Annotated in this window: 15 protein-coding genes; 9 read left to right on the top strand and 6 right to left on the bottom strand. The window is 34.6% G+C overall.

All coding sequences use genetic code 11. The features are described 5' to 3' along the window. The first annotated feature begins 13 nt into the window (after positions 1 to 13). The 5 genes from ACWG42_RS04450 (at position 14) to ACWG42_RS04430 (ending at position 4,767) form a co-directional block, all read left to right on the top strand. Positions 14 to 1,435: an aspartate ammonia-lyase gene (locus ACWG42_RS04450; RefSeq protein ID WP_455790366.1), complete on the top strand. Its 1,422-nt coding sequence runs from the start codon at positions 14 to 16 to the stop codon at positions 1,433 to 1,435. A 12-nt stretch (positions 1,436 to 1,447) separates the two neighbouring features. Beyond that, the gene (locus ACWG42_RS04445) at positions 1,448 to 2,191 is read left to right on the top strand and encodes a copper homeostasis protein CutC (RefSeq protein WP_455790364.1); all 744 of its coding nucleotides are present in this window, start codon (positions 1,448 to 1,450) and stop codon (positions 2,189 to 2,191) included. A 150-nt stretch (positions 2,192 to 2,341) separates the two neighbouring features. Then, positions 2,342 to 2,995 (top strand): SAM-dependent methyltransferase, encoded by a 654-nt coding sequence (locus ACWG42_RS04440; RefSeq protein WP_455790362.1) that lies wholly within the window; start codon positions 2,342 to 2,344, stop codon positions 2,993 to 2,995. 188 nt (positions 2,996 to 3,183) lie between these two features. Further along, a complete protein-coding gene (locus ACWG42_RS04435; RefSeq protein WP_455790361.1) occupies positions 3,184 to 4,545 on the top strand; it encodes a DEAD/DEAH box helicase in 1,362 nt (453 codons plus the stop codon). A gap of 18 nt (positions 4,546 to 4,563) precedes the next feature. Continuing rightward, positions 4,564 to 4,767, top strand: coding sequence for a YwbE family protein (locus ACWG42_RS04430; RefSeq protein ID WP_455790360.1), 204 nt, complete (start codon positions 4,564 to 4,566; stop codon positions 4,765 to 4,767). 13 nt (positions 4,768 to 4,780) lie between these two features. On the opposite strand, the gene ACWG42_RS04425 is transcribed toward ACWG42_RS04430, so the two are convergent. The 4 genes from ACWG42_RS04425 to ACWG42_RS04410 form a co-directional block, all read right to left on the bottom strand. Beyond that, complete coding sequence (locus ACWG42_RS04425) at positions 4,781 to 5,266, bottom strand: HD domain-containing protein (RefSeq protein WP_455790359.1); 486 nt, start codon at positions 5,264 to 5,266, stop codon at positions 4,781 to 4,783. Positions 5,267 to 5,562: 296 nt separating this feature from the next. After that, a complete protein-coding gene (locus tag ACWG42_RS04420) occupies positions 5,563 to 6,048 on the bottom strand; it encodes an IS200/IS605 family accessory protein TnpB-related protein (protein ID WP_455790358.1) in 486 nt (161 codons plus the stop codon). Between the two features lie 241 nt (positions 6,049 to 6,289). Continuing rightward, positions 6,290 to 6,937, bottom strand: a complete 648-nt coding sequence (locus ACWG42_RS04415) for a hypothetical protein (RefSeq protein WP_455790356.1) — start codon at positions 6,935 to 6,937, stop codon at positions 6,290 to 6,292. Positions 6,938 to 7,197: 260 nt separating this feature from the next. Next, positions 7,198 to 7,398, bottom strand: coding sequence for a cold-shock protein (locus ACWG42_RS04410; RefSeq protein ID WP_455790355.1), 201 nt, complete (start codon positions 7,396 to 7,398; stop codon positions 7,198 to 7,200). A gap of 283 nt (positions 7,399 to 7,681) precedes the next feature. On the opposite strand from ACWG42_RS04410, the gene ACWG42_RS04405 reads away from it, so the two are divergent. Further along, the gene (locus tag ACWG42_RS04405) at positions 7,682 to 9,127 is read left to right on the top strand and encodes a leucine-rich repeat domain-containing protein (protein ID WP_455790353.1); all 1,446 of its coding nucleotides are present in this window, start codon (positions 7,682 to 7,684) and stop codon (positions 9,125 to 9,127) included. A gap of 88 nt (positions 9,128 to 9,215) precedes the next feature. Here ACWG42_RS04405 and pepF read toward each other — a convergent pair whose 3' ends face one another. After that, positions 9,216 to 10,973 carry an oligoendopeptidase F gene (gene pepF, locus ACWG42_RS04400; protein WP_455790352.1) on the bottom strand — a complete coding sequence of 586 codons (1,758 nt, stop codon included), beginning with the start codon at positions 10,971 to 10,973 and terminating at the stop codon, positions 9,216 to 9,218. Positions 10,974 to 11,023: 50 nt separating this feature from the next. Further along, a complete protein-coding gene (locus ACWG42_RS04395) occupies positions 11,024 to 13,843 on the bottom strand; it encodes a glucosaminidase domain-containing protein (RefSeq protein ID WP_455790350.1) in 2,820 nt (939 codons plus the stop codon). Between the two features lie 196 nt (positions 13,844 to 14,039). Here ACWG42_RS04395 and ACWG42_RS04390 point away from each other — a divergent pair, with 196 nt between their 5' ends. The 3 genes from ACWG42_RS04390 to ACWG42_RS04380 all read left to right on the top strand — a co-directional run bounded on the left by ACWG42_RS04390 (position 14,040) and on the right by ACWG42_RS04380 (position 17,662). Continuing rightward, positions 14,040 to 14,303 carry a metal-sensing transcriptional repressor gene (locus ACWG42_RS04390; RefSeq protein WP_455790348.1) on the top strand — a complete coding sequence of 88 codons (264 nt, stop codon included), beginning with the start codon at positions 14,040 to 14,042 and terminating at the stop codon, positions 14,301 to 14,303. Positions 14,304 to 14,312: 9 nt separating this feature from the next. Continuing rightward, positions 14,313 to 16,946 (top strand): heavy metal translocating P-type ATPase, encoded by a 2,634-nt coding sequence (locus ACWG42_RS04385; RefSeq protein ID WP_455790346.1) that lies wholly within the window; start codon positions 14,313 to 14,315, stop codon positions 16,944 to 16,946. Between the two features lie 74 nt (positions 16,947 to 17,020). Then, positions 17,021 to 17,662 (top strand): hypothetical protein, encoded by a 642-nt coding sequence (locus ACWG42_RS04380; RefSeq protein WP_455790344.1) that lies wholly within the window; start codon positions 17,021 to 17,023, stop codon positions 17,660 to 17,662. Positions 17,663 to 17,755 lie beyond the last annotated feature (93 nt).

The following is a 17,755-nucleotide window of genomic DNA, read 5'->3' as shown; positions in this document are numbered from 1 at the left end:
GTTGGAGAAAACTATGGAGAACGAATACAGAATAGAACGTGATTCACTGGGAGAAATCGCCGTACCAAAAAAAGCCTTATATGGTGTACAAACCGTACGTGCTACAAAGAACTTCCCTATCACAATGATCAAAACACATCCACAAATGATACATTCTTTAGGAATGATAAAGAAGGCTTGTGCACTTGCCAATCATGAATGTGGACATTTAGATGATGAACGTTTGAAATACATTGTCATGGCTTGTGATGAGGTGATTGAGGGAAAACTAGATGAATGGTTTATTACCGATGTCATTCAAGGCGGTGCTGGAACAAGTACCAATATGAATGCTAATGAGGTCATTGCTAATCGTGCAGCACAATTAGCAGGCAAGGAAATTGGAATTTATGATTTCATACACCCAAATGATCACGTGAACTTTGGACAGTCTACAAACGATGTCTTTCCTACAGCTGGTAAGATTACTGCTTTATTCTTAGTAGAACATCTGTTGGAAGAATTGATGATTTTACAAGAGTCCCTATTGGATAAAAGTATTGAGTTTAATGATGTCATTAAACTCGGTAGAACGCATTTACAAGATGCCGTTCCAATTCGTATGGGACAAGAATTTCATGCGTTTGCGACGAGTATTGTTCGAGATATTAGAAGAATTAAAATATCCTTTTCAGATTTGAAATCTGTGAATATGGGAGCAACTGCTGTAGGTACAGGAATCAATGCGGATGAACGTTATAAGAAAATATGTGTGCGTTATTTAAAAGAAATTACACAAATGGATATTACAAGTGCAAGAGACTTGGTCGATGGTACAAGAAATGTAGACCCATTTGTATTTGCTCATGGTTCATTAAAAACATTATCAGTAAATCTATCCAAAATGTGTAACGATATCCGTTTAATGGCTTCTGGACCAAAAACAGGATTAAGTGAAATCTTATTACCAGCACGTCAACCAGGTAGTTCTATTATGCCAGGAAAAGTAAATCCTGTAATACCAGAGGTATGTAATCAGGTTTGTTTCCAAGTGTTTGGTAACGATACAACCATTACCAAAGCTGCAGAAGCGGGACAAATGGAATTAAATGTATTTGAACCAGTGCTCTTCTATAATTTATTTCAATCGGTAGATTTACTAACAAATGCATGTTATACATTAAGAGACAATGCGATTGTAGGAATCATTGCGAATAAGGAACATTGTCGTGAAGTTATGGAGAACTCATTAGGAACAGCGACTGCATTGGCTCCACATATTGGATATGCAAATGCATCAAAAATGGCAAAACAAGCATTGCTAGAAAATCGGAAATTAAAAGAGCTTATCTTAGAACATGATTTGATGAGCGAAGAAAAACTAGAACAAGTATTGGACATTGATGAAATGACAAGTGCAGGGATTCCTGGAATGCATTACAATGTCCGTAAATAGGAGGATATCATCATGGATATACAAGTAGAGATTTGTTGCGGAAGTTATTATGATGCTTTACAGGCGCAAGCAGGTGGGGCAAAACGTATTGAATTGAATAGTGCATTGCATATGGGTGGATTAACACCAAGTGTCGCAACATTACGTTTGGTAAAACAACACACGGATCTATCCGTTATTACAATGATACGACCAAGAGGTGCGGGTTTTCATTATATCAAGGAAGATTTTGAAGTTATGGTTGAAGAATGCAAAGATATGTTGGAACATGGAGCAGATGGGATTGTATTTGGATGCTTAGATGCGCAAGGAAATATCGATGTTGAACAAAGTAAATGTTTGATTGATTTAGCCAAAGCAAAAGGCAAAGAAGTTGTGTATCATCGTGCATTTGATTGCGTGAGTGATCCATACAAAGCAATGCAAACACTTATTGATTTAGGAGTAGACCGTGTACTTACAAGTGGAACTTATCCTAATGTAAGTGAAGGAAAAGATGTATTAAAAAAATTACAAGCACGCTTCAAAGGACAAATTGAAATCCTAGCAGGATGTGGAGTAAATGCTAGTAACGCAAAAGAATTGATTGCTTATACTGGTGTTGAACAAATCCACTCTTCTTGTAAAGATTGGTTCAAAGATGAAACAACTTGTGGAGAACGTGTGAATTACTGTTATGGTCCTGCGGGTCATGAAAGTGATTATGAAGTCGTAAGTAAACAAAGTGTTGAGAATTTATTAAAAAGTATACAATAAGTATAGTTTAGAGTCTATGAAAAAGTACACAATGCGTGTACTTTTTATATGCACATAAGAAACACTAGAAAAGTATACGAAAACGTTTGTTTTATAGTATACTATACAGTATAGAATACTAAGAAATCATATCTTAAGAAAGAGGTAATTATGTTATATATTGTGGGTTTAGGTGCTGGAGATGTCGATCAGTTACCAATTGGTGTTGCGAAGTTTTTAAAGAAGCCTTATCCGATTTATTTACGTACTGATCATCATCCTATGATGTCATTTTTCGAAGAAGAGCATATTCCTTATACAAGCTTTGATGATGTATATGAAAAATACGATACCTTTGAAGAAGTGTATGAAGAAATTATATCGACGCTTAAAAATGCCAGTAAAACAAAAGATATTATATATGCAGTTCCAGGACATCCATGTGTTGCGGAATATGCCGTAAAGGTATTGATGCAAGAAGTGGATGTGAAAATCATAGGAGGTCAAAGTTTTCTAGATGCGATGTTTGCCACTCTTCATATAGATCCTATTGATGGATTTATGATGATGGATGCACAAGCGATGCGCATAGATAGTTTAAATCCATCTATGAATCTAATTGTTCCTCAAGTATATGATCAAATGAGCGCATCAGAAGTGAAGATGGATTTAATGGAAGCGTACCCTGATGAGCATAGGGTGTGCGTCGTACGTGGAGCAGGAACTTCAGAGGAATCTCTTTCATGGATGCCTTTATATGAAATCGATCAAGATTTCGTATTGGATAACTTAACAACGCTGTTTGTACCAGCAATCTGTGAATAGAAATTCATACTTATGAGGTATCATGAATTGTAAAGTATAAGGGTGTTATACTATGGGAATTGCAGAAAACATTAGTAATACTAGGTTTTTTAGACAATCTATGGTACACTGTATGTTAGACATAAACAAGTAGCAAGAAAGCGATGCTTAATAGTGTCGCTTTTTTGGGCTTATAGAAAAGGAAACTTATGAAATTTAATACATTAGAAATTAACGAAGCAATTTTAAAAGCAGTAGAAGAACAAGGATATACAACGCCAACTCCAATTCAAGAAAAAGCAATCCCTCATGCATTGTTGGGAAAAGATATTTTAGGATGTGCACAAACTGGAACAGGGAAGACTGCAGCATTTTCCATTCCTACCATTCAACGATTGCACAAACATGAGCCAAATAAGATAAGAAGTTTAATCTTAACTCCTACCAGAGAATTGGCGATTCAAATACAAGAAAACATTCATGCCTATGCAAGACATACCAATATCAAAAGCACAGTAATTTTTGGAGGTGTTTCTCAACGCCCTCAAGAAGAAGCAATTAAACGAGGTGTTGATATTTTGATTGCGACACCAGGACGTTTGTTGGATTTAATGAAACAGAAAATTATACGTATCAATCAAGTGGAAATCTTTATTCTAGATGAAGCGGATCGTATGTTAGATATGGGGTTTCTATTTGATGTGAAGCGCATTATTGCTAGTCTTCCAGCTAAAAAACAAACCTTGTTTTTTAGTGCAACGATGCCAAAAGAAATCAAAGCTTTAACACAAACATTATTACATGATCCAATTACCATTGAAGTAACGCCTCCATCATCCACTGTAGATAACATTAAGCAGTCATTGTACTATGTAGATAAGGTGAATAAGAAATTCTTATTGTTGGATTTGCTTAAGAAAGAAAAAGTAGAAAGTGCATTGATATTTACGAGAACCAAGAGCAATGCCAATCGTTTAGGAAAGTTTTTATTAGAACAGAATATAGATACAGGAATTATTCATGGAAATAAATCACAAAATGCACGACAAATTGCGTTATCGAATTTTAAAAATAAAGAGAGCAGAGTCTTAGTCGCGACGGATATAGCGGCGCGTGGTATTGATGTGAATGAATTGAGTCATGTATTCAACTATGATATTCCACAAGAAGCAGAAGCGTATGTACACCGTATAGGAAGAACAGGTAGAGCTGGTAATGAAGGTACTTCAATTTCTTTTGCGGATATCGATGAAGTAGAATTGGTTAAGAATATTCAAAAACTTATTCGTATCAATATTCCAGTGGATCGTGATCATGGATATCCTATGATGATTACTACACCAAGTCCTAAAAAGAAACAACGCTCATCAAAAAGTAGTACACCAAGAGCGAAACAGAGTACTCGTAAGGAAGCTGGAAAAGATACTCCTAAAAAGACGAAGTATCCAAAAAAGGGTAAACCAGATGCATATGCGAAAAAAGATAAGCGTAAAGGGACGCCCAAACCCTTTGCTAATAAAGCAAAAGGGAATACACAAAGAAAGCCAAAGCAAGGCGTTCGTGGTAAATAATATATAAGGAGAATAACGATGAGTATAACAAATCGTAGTCAAATACAAATAGGTGCTAGCGTACAGGTCGTACAAAAGCAAGACCAACGTAGTGGAAAGCTTACACAGGGTGTTGTCGCTAGAATTCTAACAAATTCTAGCAACCATCCAAGAGGCATCAAAGTTATGTTGGAAGGTGGTATTGTGGGGCGTGTTATGGAGATAGAAAAAAGTGATCAGTGATCACTTTTTTTTGTTATAAAGTATTGTTTGTATCGCAGTGTATCTCTTCTAATAAATAAAACAAACGGAATTTATCCTTTGGGGATAATTCAATGTTAACATTGTACAAGTAATGCTGTAAGACATCTCCATCCTTCAATATCTCACTGATTTCTCCACCATCTCTTAACATCTTATCTGAATGTTGGAAAATGGCATTAGTTAGAATTTGTATTTCACTTTCTGTGAAAATAGCCAATTCTTCTAGAATCTGTTTCGATAGGATAGCACTTCGTTTGGCATGACCTACATGTGGATGATTTTCTGCATAGCGAGCAATATCATGTAACATTCCCGCAATACAAGCCAATTCTACATTTGCATGTCTTCGTATTGCAAGCATTGCACAACTTTGAGAAACCCCATACGTATGAATATAGGCAAACTTTTTCGTTGATTCATCTTGTATACTGGCGATATATTGATCGACAATTCCGCGAATAATTTCTAAGCGATCCATGGCTGATCCCCCCTTTCCTATATTCTAACACCATGTGAATGAATTGTATAGGCGACAAGAAAGTGATTCATAAATGAATCATTGAAAAGATTTGCATCTTCCAACATGAGTGGATTTCTTGCTCCCTCATTAATCCATTATGATTATGAATAGCCTTCTTCGTATGCTCACACATACAAAGTGGTTCGCTGTTTTCCTCATAATGGACTTTTTTGATCATTATGTAATTTCATCCATATCACAATGTAACTATCTTCTAGTAATCATCATCATAATATGGTTACATCATAATCTTCTTATGTTACTGTGTCTTTATATCCCATACCTCTTCGCGCAATTACATAACTTGCACTCATATGGATACTCATCCCCTTTGCTTTCCTATATTTTTCTTTTCCTATTTGACTAGTGTTTCTTGGATCAACACAAATGACTTCTATTCCTCCTCTATAAAATCTTCTTATGATATATTCTTTGATTTGCGCATATGCAAATGTTGATAACATTGCATTATACTTCTTCTTTTTATAAAGTTGTTCCATCTTCTTTTGTTCAAAATCTAACTCTTCTATGATGATTGGTTTTCGTCTTGCTTTTACATCATCAAAACATTTCTTGATACTTTGTTGTAAAATTGCCTTTCTTTGATTGCTTGTCTTTTTACTTAAATCAAAGCGATATATTTTTGTGTTAACGACATTTCCCTTATCATCTGTTTCACATACCGCCATATGATCAATATTCAAATCAATCCCAATGGTTCCATAACAGGTTTGTTTCACAAGCTTTTTTTCAACAAGTTCTACGATTGCTTTGATAATAAAATATTCTCCATAATCTCATATTTCATAAGCTATCGCTTTTCCTGATGTATTATGTTTCATCTTCACTGCTCGAACGAGTTCTTCTTTATCGTAATGAAACTCGATCGGTAATACGATGTCCTTTTGTATACTTCTATATACTAAGGTATTTTCATCAATATGATATTTAAAGATATTATTCCCATACTTTCCTTGACGTCTACCGGGGTATCACCATACGGTTCATTCGTGCTTGTTGAAACTCTTTTTTCCATTCTTCATGTTGCTTGCACATTGCGAATTGTTTTTTCATTCTTTTTCTACCACCAAAACCTACTTGTTTTACGCGCTTTTTTAGACCTTTAAGATGAAATCGTTCTCTATGAAGTCGAAAACAAAGCATGGATTTCTGATGCATAAGGCTTTTCAAATTTGCCTTCTCTTCGATTTCCATGAGATAGTCTAACTCTGTTGTTTTATGTTGTTTACTTATTTCTATATATACACTTAAATGTTCTTGTATAAGATTTATCTTAGTTGTGATTTTCTTCATTTTCTTCTCTACACGTTGAATCCTTTTTAATGAGGATAATTGTTGTCGTTTATTACATTCAATCGTTGACTTCAAAATACCTCTTGCCTCATTTATAGCAGAAAGAGGAAGATAATCACTGGTATGATATTGTTGTTTTAAATCTTTGCACATGTTTTGTGGTTTTGGTGCATTATAAAAGTAGATATCATATAACATACGATAAGCTTTATGAAGCATTGACGCATACGTTTCAATGTCCTGTCGAACACATTCTCTAACGTTTTTTTCAAGTTCTTGATAGTAGAACCTTTGTGACATCGTCACTGTTTTCATGAGCACCATCCTTGTCTTTTTCATAGTATAACATAGTACAAATAAGATGCAATTCTATATATGATATATTTTGATGCTCTCCTTAAAATATACCTTGTTCCTCCTATATTTTCGTAAAATAAATAATGGAATCTAACAACTATCTAGCTTTCTATTTCATAATGCAGATTTTTAAAAATTTTGTAGTTTGTCTACAAATAGAAATTTCCTATTAAAAAAAAGGTTCAGCATTGCTGAACCTTCTTCGGCTTATGATGGAATTAAGCTACAGTTACGTTAGAAGCTTGCTGTCCACGATCGCTATCTACGATATCGAAGTTAACTGCTTGTCCTTCTTCTAAAGTTTTGAAACCATCGATGTTGATGCTTGAATAGTGTACGAATACATCTTTTCCTTCATCAGTAGTGATGAATCCAAATCCTTTTTCTGCATTAAACCATTTTACTTTACCTGTACTCATTTTTAGTACCTCCTTAAACATGTTGAATAAGAAGCACTCAAGTGTATAAAAGAATCACAAACTGAATCATTGTACATTGAGCCACATAAATACAATTTCAATCTGTGAAATCATAGTTATTGCTTTTTATTACTTTTAAACCATACCATGTAACCAAACTATTGTCAATCAAAATCGCTGTAAAGTCTGTGTTTTTTATTTTCTTTTGAAAGCAGTTTCAGATTCCTGTGTTTTGGGGTATAATAGAACTAATAAAACAAGTGTATAAACTGGAGGGATATATATGTTGATAAAGGATGAAGCCTTGCGTGAAGCAATCGCAAGAACCCTACAAATGAAACCTGAAGATATTACGATAGCGGATATGGAAAAGCTCACCATGTTATCGGCGAGATCCATGGGAATTATCTCTTTGAAGGGACTACAGCATGCGGTGAATTTGAATTATTTAGATCTTTGTGGGAATGCCATCGAAGACTTAGATCCTATTAAAGATTTAAGAGAGATTGAATATTTGAACCTATCTAAAAATATGCTGCGTGATATTCAGGCATTAAGAGAATTTCGACAACTACAACGTTTGGATATATCACGTAATAATTTGTATACGATGGATGTTAGCGCCCTTGCGGCAATGATCAATTTAAAGGAATTGAATTTAGAACGTAGTAAAGTGGATAATTTATCGTATTTGGAAAATGTGAAGAAATTAGAGAAACTACATGTAGGGATTGAAAATGGACCATTTCCATTAAGTATTCTTGGAATGTTAGGGAATTTAAAAGAAGTTCACATGAACAAGATGTGGTTGTACGACATAAGTGATCTTACGTATTTAAAATATATTGAAGTTCTAGATTTATCTACAAATCTATTCTCTGATTTATCACCACTTCAATATATGAAGAAAACACTGCGTTCTTTAAATTTAACCAATAACCAATACTTAACTGACCTTAGCATCTTAAAAGAATTTGAGAATTTAGAAGTATTAGAAATATCATTTGATAATATTAAGGACTATAGCTTTTTGAAGTATTTGAAAAACTTGAAAGAACTGCGTGCTACACAAAGTGGGTTATGTGATTTACGAGTATTGGAATCTTCTACGAAGTTGGAGAAGCTGGATGTTTCTGAGAATCGTTTGATTCATACAGAGGTACTTCAAAATATGAAAAATTTACGTTACTTTAAAGCAAGTAGTTGTTATTTGAAGGATATTGATTTCTTGAACAATGCGAAGAAGTTAGTAGAAATCAATGTGTATAACAATCACATTACCGATATCGATGAATTAAATGGTTGCGTGGATATGACAACATTAGATGTAGGGGATAATGATATTAAAGATATTACTTGTATGCAGGGAATGAAGAATTTAGAATGTGTTGGTTTATCACACAACGATATTCGAGACATTACACCTTTAAAAGATCTTGTAAAATTGAGTAGTATTGATCTCTATGATAATGTGATTACGGATGTATCTCCCTTGAAGGGTTTGATCAATCTTACATCTCTTCGTTTGGATCATAACGGTGTTATGGATCTAAGCCCTCTAGAGAGCTGTCAGTACTTAAGTTCTATTACCTTGAAGGCGAATTACGTAAGTGATGTAACACCTCTTACAAAGCTTAAAAACCTTTATGAATTGAGACTGGATGATAATCCTATAGAAGATATTACACCACTAGAGAATATGGAGTATTACGATAAGTTTTCTTTTTAATGATAAGGGAATCACTGTATCATTTTCATAACATAGTTTTAAACGGTCACAGGATAACAAAAGAGGCAATTTTTGCCTCTTTTGTTTGTTATAGAATTGTCTTTAATTCATCTAGTGTTTCCTTGAAGAAAGTAAATGCATCATCATAAACCCCATCTTCTCTAGGATCTACACCTGCATGTATCAATTCATCAATAGGGGCTTCACTACCACCTTTGCTTAAGAAGTTTAAATAGTCTTTTGTATCTCCAGCTAATATCTTTTTCACAAAGCTTAATGCTACAGACATACCTAATGTATATTTATATACGTAGAAGTTGTAATAGAAATGAGGGATGTAGTAGCAACCATAACGTTGTAATTCATCCACTTCCACACTATCTCCAAAATAATCAACATTTAAGTCATAATATATTTGTGTAAGTGTTTGAGAAGAAATTGCTTCTTCATGTTCAATCATTTCATGTAACTTGCATTCAAATTTCGCATACATAGGTTGACGATATAGTGTACCAACTAATTGCGTTAATAGATTGTTGAGTAACGTTGCTTTGTAATCTTTATCATCACTTGTAGCCAACAAATACTTATTTAATAATATTTCATTTACAGTCGAAGCGACTTCAGCTACAAAGATTTTGTATCCACTCAATAATGGACGGTTCGCACGACGTGAAAAATAGGAATGCATAGAATGTCCTAATTCGTGTGCTAAGGTACTTAAGGATTCATAATCTTCGTTAAAGTTTGCCAAAATAAACGGCTTGGAATCATGACTTCCTCCAGAATACGCACCACCAATTTTTCCAGTACAAGGAAGGAAATCAATCCAACGCTCTTCTCTTGCTTTATGAAGTAAAGAAATATATTCTTCGCCAAGAGGCGCAAGTGCTTTAGCAAGGATTTCAAAGCTTTCATCGATGGAATATGATTTTTCTACATTCTTTACTAACGGAAGGTAGATGTCATATGGGTGTTGTTCTTCAAGGTTTAATACTTGTTTACGAAAAGCAAAGTATTCATGAAGCGGTTTTTTATGTTTCACATTTGCCATATCTAATACTTTATAGAATAAGGTAGTATCTGCACCATCTCCAAATAAACTTGCTTCTAATGCACTTCCATAATGGCGTGTGCGAGCTTCAAAGACTTGTGCTTTTGCATTTCCAGTTAGTAAATTCATGAATGTATTTTGGTAACGTTTATATTCTCCAAAGTAGTTTTCGAAGGCTTGTTTACGTATGGAGGCATCTTTATTTGTTAAGAATTGAAAGTATGTTCCATCATTTAAGAACTCTTCTTTTCCATTCACAACAACACTAGGATACTCTAAACGCAAGCTATCATAGGTTTCTCCAGGGATACGTTGTAGTTCGCTTACTTGTGCAAGCATAGCTTCTTTTTCATCGTCTAAACGATGCGGAATAGTGCGGAATATTTCTTGCATAGGATAGATGAAATCTTTACAGTCCTCATCTTTTAAGAAGGCTTCAATTTCTTCTTTATGTGCAATGATTTCCAAAGATACAAAGTTCGTAGCTACAATGGTCTTTTGGTACAACATAGCAGCTTTTGATAAGTTTTCTTGTCCTTGTTCACTAGATGGTTCTACATCCGTCATCATTTTTGCATAAGAATATAAATTATCTAAATAACGAGAGAAAGTTTCGTCATCTTCCATAAATGCTATAAAGGTTTCTTTACTATCAGCAATATGTGTTTTATAAGACTTCAACTTAGTAAGAAGCTGTTGGGCTTCTTCATATTGTTCGTCAAAAGCGTTTTGATCTTTAAACAAACTGGTTAAATCCCATGTTAATTCTGTTTCTATTTCATTTCTGTTCATGTTATCACCTCGTATATAGTATTGTATAGGAAATGAAAAGAAATCACAAGTTATTCGTGATTTCTTTCTTCTTCTTGAATTGGCTGTTGTTGTACTTCTTTTGGATGGATTCTTTTATGTGTTTTCTTATGTTTTTTTCGATACCACAAATAAAGGATACCTCCAATAATGAGGATAATACCAATCGCAATCGGTAGTATAATGTAGCTCATGATATAATTCTTTCCATTATGCGCAATCGTATTAACTTCGCTAAAATCTTGATCTTGAGATACACTATCCACATTTTGATATACCAACGCAAAACTTCCTAACTTATCACTTGTAAATAGAATTCTAGATGCACTTTGTGAGGAAGGGAGCTGGTAGACATCTTCTCCATCGATATAATAGACACGATAACTTCGATTATCTTTATCTTTTTTAGGTTTTTTAAGAGAGTATACCATATCTGATTTTGGCTTCAAGGAAGAGAAATCATCGGTTCCATCAATGGTAAACATAGATGCGATTTCCATACCATTCGCATTCGCGATTTTCTTGACTAATTCTTCTTGTTCATCCTTGATACCTTCATCTAGTTCAATCTTAATTGTTTTAGGCATAATCTTATGTAAGAACCCTTGTTCTCCTTGTAAAGCAAGCGCAAGACCAGATGTTTGTAAATCAAAGAGGTCGTCTTGTATAATAACACTGTAGCGTGGAGATAAATTTTCTTGTAATATACGATCAATTACACGAATTTGATCACGTGTTAGAATTGATGTTTTTACTTTGGAGATATCTTCACGGAAACGTATAAGTTCCTCCATTGCCTCTTGTGTAAGTCCTGTTTTTCCACTATAGGTCTTTATAATATAGGCTGCACGTTCCAGTAATACTTGTTTTTGTTCATCATTGGATTTTGTAACTTCAATTTCATAATGGGTGATATTTCCACCAACTTGAACTTGAATATTTTGTTTTCCTTCATTTGCATTATCAAATCCACTTACCATATCCGTAGTCAAATCAAATTCTTTGGTTTTTCCATCTTCAAAATCAATACGAACCTTACCACCTTTTATGTTCAATGTATCTCCAACATTATAAGTAACCGCAGGTTTTTCAATCAATTGCATACTCTTTACTTTTTTATAGGTTGCTTTATATGTAAGGTTGTTCGTTGCTGGTTCTAAGGCGATATCCCAACCATTGAATAAATAGCCTGTCTTAACAGGATCACCTATAACAGGTGTCATTCCATTTTCAATTTGCATAGTAAGTATTGAACTATCTGGATAGAATGTTCCATCTACTGCATCAAAGGTAAGGGTCACATAGTTTTTAGCATCGACTTTCTTTTGATTGCGTACAACATCAATATCAGATGCTTTCACAAACCCATAGCTATATTTGTATGGATAAGTTCCATCTTCTAATACTTCTTTATTTTTGTTTAAGGCAACATCACTTTGTACACGATACCATGTACCACTCTTATTCTTAACTTTTTCTAATAAGATAAAGGAACCATCGTATCCCTTTGGAATGGTATACAGAGTATCTGCTTTTTTCTCAGCCTTTGTATATACTGAAACTTCTTTTTGTTGGCTAATTCCAATCGCGTATTGATCGAGATCTTTAGAGCCTAATGCTGCATCGATTTGATAATAGTACTGTGCTGCTTTTTCACCCCAATAAGGATCGGAAGCATAGGATACGTTCATACCACCAGCTTTATTTCCGAAGTATCCTCCGTGGAACTGGAACGCTTGTGGGTTTAAGTAAGACTTTGAAATATAATGCAGAGCATGAGAGTATACGCTTGCGCCTACACTTGCATAGCGAGAAGCACTTTCTTCTGCACTGGAATCATAAGCTGCATGTCCAAATAAGTTATTCTTGTTGTAAGCGATATAGCTTCTTCCTATAGCACTTTCATTTAAGGATAAGGATAACATCATGAGCGCATTAGAACCAAATTGGTTTTGATATTGGAAGAATGCATCACTTCCTTGAAAGAGTAGAGATTGTGTCAAAATATCATGGATATAATTATCTTTGTCATAAAAATCAGTAATTGTCTGATTAAAACCCAAAGCATCTTTCAGATAGGATTCTAATTGTTTTGGGGTGTAAGAGGAAGAAGAACGATGATCCATATATTGATAATAATTATAGTATGGTTGTGATTCGTTCACCGCATTTTTATACGTATTGTTTCGATAATCCTGCATCATAGTTTTATAAGAAGTGTAAAAATAATGTGTATCATAACTATAATAGGTTGTTTCTTCTTTTAGATAGGAAGGGGCACTAGATAGGGAGATAGAGTTTGCATATGTTTTGGATAAGGCACTAGATTTTAATCGATGATAAAGCACCTCATCTTTTACCACAAAAGAAGAAACACTAGGTATTTTTTCATAAGGGTAAATCGTAACATCAGCCGCATTTGCCCATCCAACGACACCAGAGATTTTAAATTTCACTTTGTTGGTTGCTACATTATATTCTAAGAAAGCTGCATCATTTCCATAACAGCCATTTAAATATCCGCTATCCCCACCGCTGTCTAAGGTATATTCTGTATTCACATCACAGCTTGCACTGCTATCGAAGGAAACTACACCTTGATCCACATAGAGGAAGGAATCGCCATAAGTAATTCCTAGATTGTTATATTTGGTATTGAGTAGCGTATGCGAAACTTTTGCTTCTGCATAGCTATCAAAAGTATTTACGATTTCATAATTTCCTTTTTTATCCACACTAACGATATGGAACTTTCCATCTGCACTTAAAGTGTCGCTTTTGGCAGTAAGCGTAGTAATGGATAAGAAGAACATAGCAAAGCATAATAAAGATGTAATTATTTTTTTCCTCATGATAGTACCTCCACGATGTATTTATTATAACGTACTTTGTAAAAAACATCATGTAATTTCAAGAACCTTTTGTATTTTGTAAGGAATTTTTACATCCTTGATTTTTTAGTTTTTAAGTGAGAGTGTTTGAATTGACATACGAGAAACAATCTTATACAATAGGAACGTACCCTGACACCCCAGGGGGGAGGCATTTATGAAAGATGAAAGAGCAAAAGCTTTAGCAAATTTAAAAACAGCAAAAGGTCAAATTGAAGGCATCATAAAGATGATTGAAGATGGACGATACTGTATTGATATATCCAATCAAATATCGGCTTCTACATCCTTATTGAAAAAGGCAAACTTGCATATATTAAATGGACATTTGAATTCTTGTGTGAAACGAGCGATAGTAGAAAAAGATGCTGATGAAAAAATGAAGGAAATTGAGGATATCTTAGCAATCCTAATGAAATAGAGGTAAATTATGAAGAGAAAATATAACATAAAAGGAATGCACTGTGCAGCGTGTGCCGCAAGTGTAGAAAGAGTTTTAAAGAAGCTTCCCTTTATTGAGGAAGCTAGTGTCAACTTATTAAAAGAAGAAGTGCACATACAAACAACGAATGAGTATGATGAAGAACAGGCAATACAAGCTGTTGAAAAGGCTGGATTTCAAATGGAATGTGCAAGTGAAAGAAAGAGTCAAACGTTTCAAGTAGAGGGTATGATGTGTGCCTCATGTGCTTCTAGTATTGAACGCATTTTAAAGAAACGTGAAGAAGTTGTGGAGGCAAGTGTCAATCTTTTAGTGCATACTGTGAATATTACGTACGATGATTACCAGTTTGAAAACTGGAAACAAGCTCTAGATAAAGCAGGATTTACCTTGTTGGATCAAGAAGCCTTTGAAGATGTTCGTATATCCATTCAAGGTATGACGTGTGCCACTTGTGCCATCACTATTGAAAAAGCACTACAAAGTCTAGATGGAATTGAGCAAGCACAAGTAGATCCTCTCTTAAATCAAGCAAGTGTTCGCTATGATAAAAAACGAATCAAGCAACGCGAGATAGTAGAAGCGATAGAGCGAAGTGGTTATCATGGAGAAATTAAACTAGAACAAAAAGAAGTAATCGAACGTAAAAGTTATGAATCTTTACGTATTTATATAACCTTAGCAATTGCGGCTGTCTTATTGTATATAGGAATGTCGCATATGTTGGGAAGTATCGAACTTCCTTTGCCAGATATCATTCATTATAAGACGCATCCACTTAATTTTGCAGGAATTCAATTCGTTCTTGCGACGCTTATTCTAATTTCGGGAAATCATTTCTTTGTACGTGGAATGAAGGCTCTGTTTCATAAAGCTCCCAACATGGACACTTTGGTTGCCTTGGGAACTGGAAGTGCTTATCTATATTCCTTGTATTCTTTGGTTATGATTTTACAAGGAGATGTACATGCTGTACATGCGTTATATTTTGAATCGGCGGGTGTTGTCGTTGCGCTGGTACAATTTGGAAAGCATTTAGAAGAACTTTCAAAGAAGAAAAGTACGAGTGCTATCTCGGCGTTGTTACAGTTACGTCCAAATACCGCAACGTTATATAGAGATGGAAAAGAGATTGAAATATCGATTGATGAAGTCGTTGTACATGATGTATTTGTTGTAAAACCTGGAGAACATATTCCTGTGGATGGAATTCTAGTAGAAGGAAGTTCGAATGTAGATGAAAGTATGTTAACAGGGGAAAGTATGCCAGTGAAAAAGAACGTTAATGATACGCTGATTCAAGGAACGATAAACATCGATGGAAGACTTCTTATGGAGTGTACAACAACGCAAGAAGAAACAACACTTTCTAAGATCATTGCCCTTGTAGAAGATGCACAGGCAAAGAAAGCACCAATTGCTCGTATTGCAGATCGTATTTCTTTATATTTTGTACCTACTGTTATGGGAATTGCCTTTCTTGCCTTTGTGGCATGGTATATCGCCACAAAAGACTTTGCATTCTCATTAAGTGTATTTGTAAGTGTTATGGTGATTGCCTGTCCATGCGCTTTGGGTCTTGCGACTCCAACTGCGATTATGGTGGGAAGTGGAAAAGCAGCGCAATCAGGTATCTTTATGAAAAGTGGAGAAGCTTTAGAAGTAGCGAGCAGTGTCGATGTAGTCGTATTTGATAAAACAGGAACGATTACCATTGGAAAACCAGTTGTAACAGATATCTTTACATTACAAAGTGAAGAAGAGGTTTTGCGTTATGCGGCTCTTCTAGAACAAGGAAGTAAACATCCATTAGCACAAGCAATTTTGCACAAGGTGGAAGAAGAAAATATTGAGTATTCACAAATAGAAGATATTCAAACTTTAAATGGAAGAGGTTTATTTGCTACTTATCAAGGAAAACAGCTTATGGTAGGAAGTCGTAGATATATGGAAGAAAACAATCTTGATACCAAGGCATTTGAAGAACATGAAATAGCCTATTTAAAAGATGGAAAAAGTGTTGTATGGGTAAGTTATGCTCAAGAAGTGATTGGTATCCTTGCGATTGCCGATCGTATAAAAGATAATGTTGCACAAGTTATGACACGCTTAAAACAAAGTGGAAAACAGGTGTATATGATTACAGGAGATCATAAGATTGCAGCGGAAGCGATTGCGAAACAAGCAGGAATTGATCAAGTTATTGCGCAGGTGTTACCAGATCAAAAGGGTGAAGAGATAAAAAAACTTCAAGCTTTAGGTCATAAAGTTGCGATGGTTGGAGATGGAATTAATGATGCGGTTGCGCTAAGTCAAAGTGAAGTAGGGATTGCGATTGGTAGTGGAAGTGATGTGGCAATCGAGAGTGCTGATATTGTATTGATGAAAGATGATGTTGCTGGTGTAGAAACTGCGATACGTTTATCAAAAGCAGTTATTCGTAACATTCATCAAAACCTATTTTGGGCATTTTTCTACAATGTTTTAGGTATTCCTATTGCAGCGGGTATCCTGCATATATTTGGAGGTCCATTATTATCTCCTGTATTTGCAGGAGCTGCCATGGCATTATCTTCTGTAAGTGTTGTATCCAATGCCCTTCGTTTAAAGAAATTTCGTTAAAAATGTACGAATTTAGATGAAAAATAAAACGAAGTATAGTACAATAAGAATGTTAGAAAAAAATGAGGTGCATTATGGATAGTTCAACTATTATCATCATTATTGTTGTTGTAGTTTCAACGGTTGTTTGTGCGTTAACATCCAAAATTATCAAGAATAAAATGATGAAACGACTTTTAGAAGATTTAAAGAAAGCAGATTTCGAAGATTATTTCAAAATGATTGATTCTACTGTTTGTAAATTTTACTTTCCAGCATTTAATCGTGAATACATGCGTATGAATGGTTTGGTTATGCAGGGAGAAAAAGAGAAAGTAGAAGAACAATTTGACTTGATGTTAAACATGCGTATGAACAAACAACAAGAAATTGATATCGTAATGAAATGTTTCTACTATTATCTTGAAGATGAGAACAAAAGAAAAGCAAAAACATTATTAGAAAGAATCCGTAAATTCGGAGAAGATTATTTTAAAGAAAGCCAAGTTATGTATGATGTATGTCTTGAGAAATCAGTTGCATACATTGATGAAATGGAAGAAGCTTTAAAAGATCCTGAATGCACTGGTCCAAATCGTGGAATGTTCTTGTATATGTTAGGTCTTCAATATGGTAATGGTGATCAGAAAAAGAAGATGAAAGAATATCTTAGAGAAGCACAAGGGTTATTGAAAAATACACCTTATGAACTTAAAATCAGAAGTATCTTAAAATAAAGGAATCCGCTCTTTCTTGTATAGGATAGAGCAGATTCTTTTTTTGTTTTATGATAGCATTTACCTAAGTGTTAGTATGCAGTATAATTACCA

The sequence above is a fragment of the Amedibacillus sp. YH-ame10 genome (assembly GCF_053848885.1).
The sequence above is the reverse complement of the archived record's forward strand: the minus strand, read 5'-3'. Positions and strand labels throughout refer to the sequence as shown.

Bases quoted from the DNA above. Each gene is read 5' to 3' on its own strand.
- ACWG42_RS04430 (WP_455790360.1), top strand. From the start codon at position 4,564: ATGAGTATAACAAATCGTAGTCAAATACAAATAGGTGCTAGCGTACAG.
- pepF (WP_455790352.1), bottom strand. From the start codon at position 10,973: ATGAACAGAAATGAAATAGAAACAGAATTAACATGGGATTTAACCAGT.
- ACWG42_RS04440 (WP_455790362.1), top strand. From the start codon at position 2,342: ATGTTATATATTGTGGGTTTAGGTGCTGGAGATGTCGATCAGTTACCA.
- ACWG42_RS04380 (WP_455790344.1), top strand. From the start codon at position 17,021: ATGGATAGTTCAACTATTATCATCATTATTGTTGTTGTAGTTTCAACG.
- ACWG42_RS04415 (WP_455790356.1), bottom strand. From the start codon at position 6,937: ATGAAAACAGTGACGATGTCACAAAGGTTCTACTATCAAGAACTTGAA.
- ACWG42_RS04405 (WP_455790353.1), top strand. From the start codon at position 7,682: ATGTTGATAAAGGATGAAGCCTTGCGTGAAGCAATCGCAAGAACCCTA.
- ACWG42_RS04390 (WP_455790348.1), top strand. From the start codon at position 14,040: ATGAAAGATGAAAGAGCAAAAGCTTTAGCAAATTTAAAAACAGCAAAA.
- ACWG42_RS04410 (WP_455790355.1), bottom strand. From the start codon at position 7,398: ATGAGTACAGGTAAAGTAAAATGGTTTAATGCAGAAAAAGGATTTGGA.
- ACWG42_RS04425 (WP_455790359.1), bottom strand. From the start codon at position 5,266: ATGGATCGCTTAGAAATTATTCGCGGAATTGTCGATCAATATATCGCC.
- ACWG42_RS04445 (WP_455790364.1), top strand. From the start codon at position 1,448: ATGGATATACAAGTAGAGATTTGTTGCGGAAGTTATTATGATGCTTTA.
- ACWG42_RS04395 (WP_455790350.1), bottom strand. From the start codon at position 13,843: ATGAGGAAAAAAATAATTACATCTTTATTATGCTTTGCTATGTTCTTC.
- ACWG42_RS04385 (WP_455790346.1), top strand. From the start codon at position 14,313: ATGAAGAGAAAATATAACATAAAAGGAATGCACTGTGCAGCGTGTGCC.
- ACWG42_RS04435 (WP_455790361.1), top strand. From the start codon at position 3,184: ATGAAATTTAATACATTAGAAATTAACGAAGCAATTTTAAAAGCAGTA.
- ACWG42_RS04450 (WP_455790366.1), top strand. From the start codon at position 14: ATGGAGAACGAATACAGAATAGAACGTGATTCACTGGGAGAAATCGCC.